We start from the raw sequence: 4030 nt of genomic DNA, 5'->3' as shown, positions 1-4030 counted from the left end.
TTTTTCTTTGTGTAGCATAGGAGAACCTCATAAGTCCTTTTTCTTATATTATACTCCTAAATACGAAGAAAAGCCCTTAGAAAATCAATTCTAAGGACTTTGTCTTCAGTCTGAAGGACCCTTCGGGGTCCTTTGTTTAATACATATCCAAATAGTTGTCGATTTCCCATTGGGAGACGTAGGTTGCGTAGCTTGCCCATTCGATTTTCTTAGCTTCCAAGAAATTGGTATAGATATGATCACCTAAAGCTGCTCGAACGACTTCATCTTTACGAAGTGCTTTCAAGGCATTGTGAAGAGTTGATGGAAGATCTGTAATACCAGCTTCACGACGCTCTTCATCTGACATTGCATAGATGTTGGTTTCAACTGGTGCTGGTGCCTCAATCTTATTCTCAACGCCCTCTAGTCCTACTTCTAAAAGAACAGCCATAGCTAAGTATGGGTTAGCAGTTGGATCAACGGAGCGCAATTCCAAACGAGTACCCATGCCACGAGAAGCAGGGACGCGAACCAATGGCGAGCGGTTTTTACCCGCCCAAGCGATGTAAACAGGTGCTTCAAAACCTGGAACCAAACGCTTGTAAGAGTTTACTGTTGGGTTAGTTATAGCAGTATAGTTGTAAGCGTGCTTAATCAGACCACCGAGGAAGTGGTAAGCTGTTTCTGACAATTGCATACCACGAGGATCTTCTGGATCAAAGAAGGCATTGTTTCCATCCTTGTCAAAAAGCGACATGTTACAGTGCATACCTGAACCAGCGATACCATATTTTGGCTTAGCCATAAAGGTTGCATACATACCATGTTTACGGGCAATTGTTTTAACAACCAACTTGAAGAGCTGAATCTTATCACAAGCACTCAAAACATCATCGTATTTGAAATCAATCTCATGCTGACCAACGGCACACTCATGGTGACTCGCTTCTACTTCAAAGCCCATTTGAGTAAGGACATTCACAATTTCACGACGTGTATTATCTGCTAAATCTGTTGGAGCAAGGTCAAAATAACCCCCCTTATCGTTCACTTCAAGAGTTGGATTTCCTTGCTCATCCATCTTGAAGAGGAAGAATTCTGGCTCTGGACCCAAATTGAATGAAGAAAATCCAAGTTCTTCCATGTGGCGAAGGGCTTTTTTCAAGTTACCACGAGGATCACCTGCAAATGGCTCACCTGAAGTTGAATAAACATCACAGATCAAACCTGCTACTGAACCATTTTCGTCACCCCAGGGGAAGATTGTCCAAGTATTCAAGTCTGGGTAAAGATACATATCTGATTCATTAATACGTACAAATCCTTCGATTGATGAACCATCAAACATGACCTTGTTTGATAATACCTTTTCAACCTGCTCATCAGTTGCTGGAATCTCTACGTTTTTCATTACTCCCATAATATCTGTGAACATCAGACGCAGGAAGGTAACGTTTTTCTCTTTAATATCGCGTTTGATATCTGCCACTGTGAATGCCATTATTTTTCTCCTCTATTTTAAAAGCTAATTACGACGAACGGAAAATGGAACTAGGACTTGAAAACCGTCCTTGACGACTGAATTCATCATGTAAGATGCGACGTACATCCTCATCTGTCAAGGTTTTCTGTTGTTTTTGGACCTTGGCTTTGGCCTCACGATTTGCATATTCCTTTTTAATCGCAGCAATATTCAAACCTTCATCCAGAAAATCCTTTATTTCAAGAAGTAAGTCCATATCCTTTAGAGAATACAAGCGACGATTCCCTTCATTTCGATCGGGCTTAATCAAACCCTGATCTTCATAATACCGAATCTGACGGGCTGTTAAGTCGGTCAACTTCATGACACTGCCAATCGGAAAAATGGCTAAGGAACGACGGAACTCTTTTTCTCTCATAATGAACTCCTTTCTGCTCACTATTATAGGGGAAATTCTTGTATCGGTCAATAGGTAATGTTAGATTTTATAACATCATTCCTTTTGAAACCGTTTTTTAAAGAGATTCAAATCATAATTGACCAGAATAGCAATAAAAACGCCAATAAATGTTTCAAATACCCGAATAAAGACATACTGAATAGTATCACCTGCAGGAATCGACAAAGAAATAATGAGCAAGGCAGAGACTGCACCAATAATCCCAGCCTTGTTATTCATAGCCACATTGGTCATAATAGTCAACATGACAAAGATGGGGACAAATACTGCAGTTACCCAGAAATGATTAGAAAATAATCTATCTAGCAAAAAGAAAATCAAGGCATAGAAACCGCCGATAGTATTTCCTAATACACGAGAAGTGCCGAAATGCACACTTCGGTCAAAGTCTTCACGCAAGCTAAAGACCGTTGTCAAGGCAGCAATCTGAATACCCTGCCAGCCCATATAACCAAAAAGCACTATAACTAAAAAAACAGCTAAACCGGATTTAAAGGTCCGCATTCCCAATCTAAACTTTTTCGGATCAAATGCATATTTTTTAAACATAACTCTATTCTAACATGATTTTAAGTAAAATGAACCCATTATCCCAAGAAATGCAGAAAAGAGTTGGTGTCCCAACTCTTTACGTCGCATTTATTATTTTTCTGTCAATGCTGCAAGTCCTGGAAGCACTTTACCTTCAAGGAGTTCCATTGAAGCACCACCACCTGTTGAGATCCATGAGAACTTGTCTGCACGGCCAAGGTTGATAGCTGCTGCTGCTGAGTCACCACCACCGATGATTGATTTCACGCCTGGTTGTTTCACGATAGCATCCATTACACCGATTGTACCAGCTTGGAAGTCTGGGTTTTCAAATACACCCATAGGTCCGTTCCAAACAACTGTTTTCGCACCAGTCAAAGCTTCGTCAAACTTAGCGATTGACTTAGGACCGATGTCAAGACCAAGGAAGCCTTCTGAAACTGCTTCGCCGTCTGTATCACGAACTTCAGTGTAACCAGCAAATGCGTTTGCTTCTTTTGAGTCAACTGGCAAGATCAATTTACCGTTAGCTTTTTCAAGAAGTGCTTTTGCCACATCAAGCTTGTCTTCTTCTACAAGTGAGTTACCGATTTCGATACCTTGAGCTTTGTAGAATGTGTAAGTCATACCACCACCGATAAGAACTTTGTCAGCTTTTTCAAGAAGGTTCTCGATAACACCGATCTTATCAGATACTTTTGAACCACCAAGGATTGCCACGAATGGGCGCTCTGGAGTTTCAACAGCTTCTTGGATGTATGCAATTTCGTTTTCCAAAAGGAAACCAGCTACAGCTTTTTCTACGTTTGCTGAGATACCAACGTTTGATGCGTGTGCACGGTGTGCAGTACCAAATGCATCGTTAACGAAGATACCATCACCAAGTGAAGCCCAGTATTTACCAAGTTCTTCGTCGTTTTTAGATTCTTTCTTACCATCAACATCTTCGAAACGAGTGTTTTCAACAAGGAGAACTTGTCCATCTTCCAAAGCATTGATAGCTGCTTCCAATTCAGCACCACGAGTAGCACCTGCGATGAAAGCAACGTCTTGACCCAATTTAGCCGCCAAGTCAGCTGCTACAGGAGCCAATGATTTACCTTCTTTGTCAGCTTCTTCTTTCACACGACCAAGGTGAGAGAAAAGAATTGCACGTCCACCTTGCTCAAGAATATACTTGATAGTTGGAAGAGCTGCTGTAATACGGTTATCGTTAGTGATAACGCCATCTTTCAAAGGCACGTTGAAGTCCACACGGACAAGAACTTTTTTGCCTTTCAATTCTACATCTTTAACAGTCAATTTTGCCATTAGATAAGAACTCCTTAATTTATATTTACCCTACCATTGTACCATATTTTCTGTATTTTTTCTCTCATAAAGATAGTTTTTTCACAAATCTACAAAAAGAACGAATGAAAAAAAGGCTCTATAATTTCTGTAGTGGGTAAATCCACTGTAGAGATTATGGAGCCTTTTTGAGTATATACAAAAAGTCCCATATGACCTATAATGAAAAGCAACCACACTCACATTAGAAAGACTCATATGGAACAACTTTATCATACCACAGA

General features: G+C 40.3%; 4 protein-coding genes. All 4 read right to left on the bottom strand.

The window, feature by feature from the left end; all coding sequences use genetic code 11:
* Positions 1-136: 136 nt before the first annotated feature.
* Positions 137-1483 carry a type I glutamate--ammonia ligase gene (glnA, locus tag C1E99_RS11630; RefSeq protein ID WP_105207633.1) on the bottom strand — a complete coding sequence of 449 codons (1347 nt, stop codon included), beginning with the start codon at positions 1481-1483 and terminating at the stop codon, positions 137-139.
* A gap of 28 nt (positions 1484-1511) precedes the next feature.
* Positions 1512-1883: a MerR family transcriptional regulator gene (locus C1E99_RS11625; protein ID WP_105106869.1), complete on the bottom strand. Its 372-nt coding sequence runs from the start codon at positions 1881-1883 to the stop codon at positions 1512-1514.
* 75 nt (positions 1884-1958) lie between these two features.
* Complete coding sequence (locus C1E99_RS11620) at positions 1959-2474, bottom strand: FUSC family protein (RefSeq protein ID WP_105106870.1); 516 nt, start codon at positions 2472-2474, stop codon at positions 1959-1961.
* Between the two features lie 93 nt (positions 2475-2567).
* On the bottom strand, positions 2568-3767 hold the full coding sequence (locus C1E99_RS11615; RefSeq protein ID WP_024393525.1) for a phosphoglycerate kinase: 1200 nt from the start codon (positions 3765-3767) through the stop codon (positions 2568-2570).
* Positions 3768-4030: the final 263 nt, after the last annotated feature.

The sequence above is a fragment of the Streptococcus suis genome, assembly GCF_002964045.1.
Lineage (GTDB): Bacteria > Bacillota > Bacilli > Lactobacillales > Streptococcaceae > Streptococcus > Streptococcus suis_U.
This window is presented reverse-complemented; position numbering and strand designations above follow the sequence as displayed.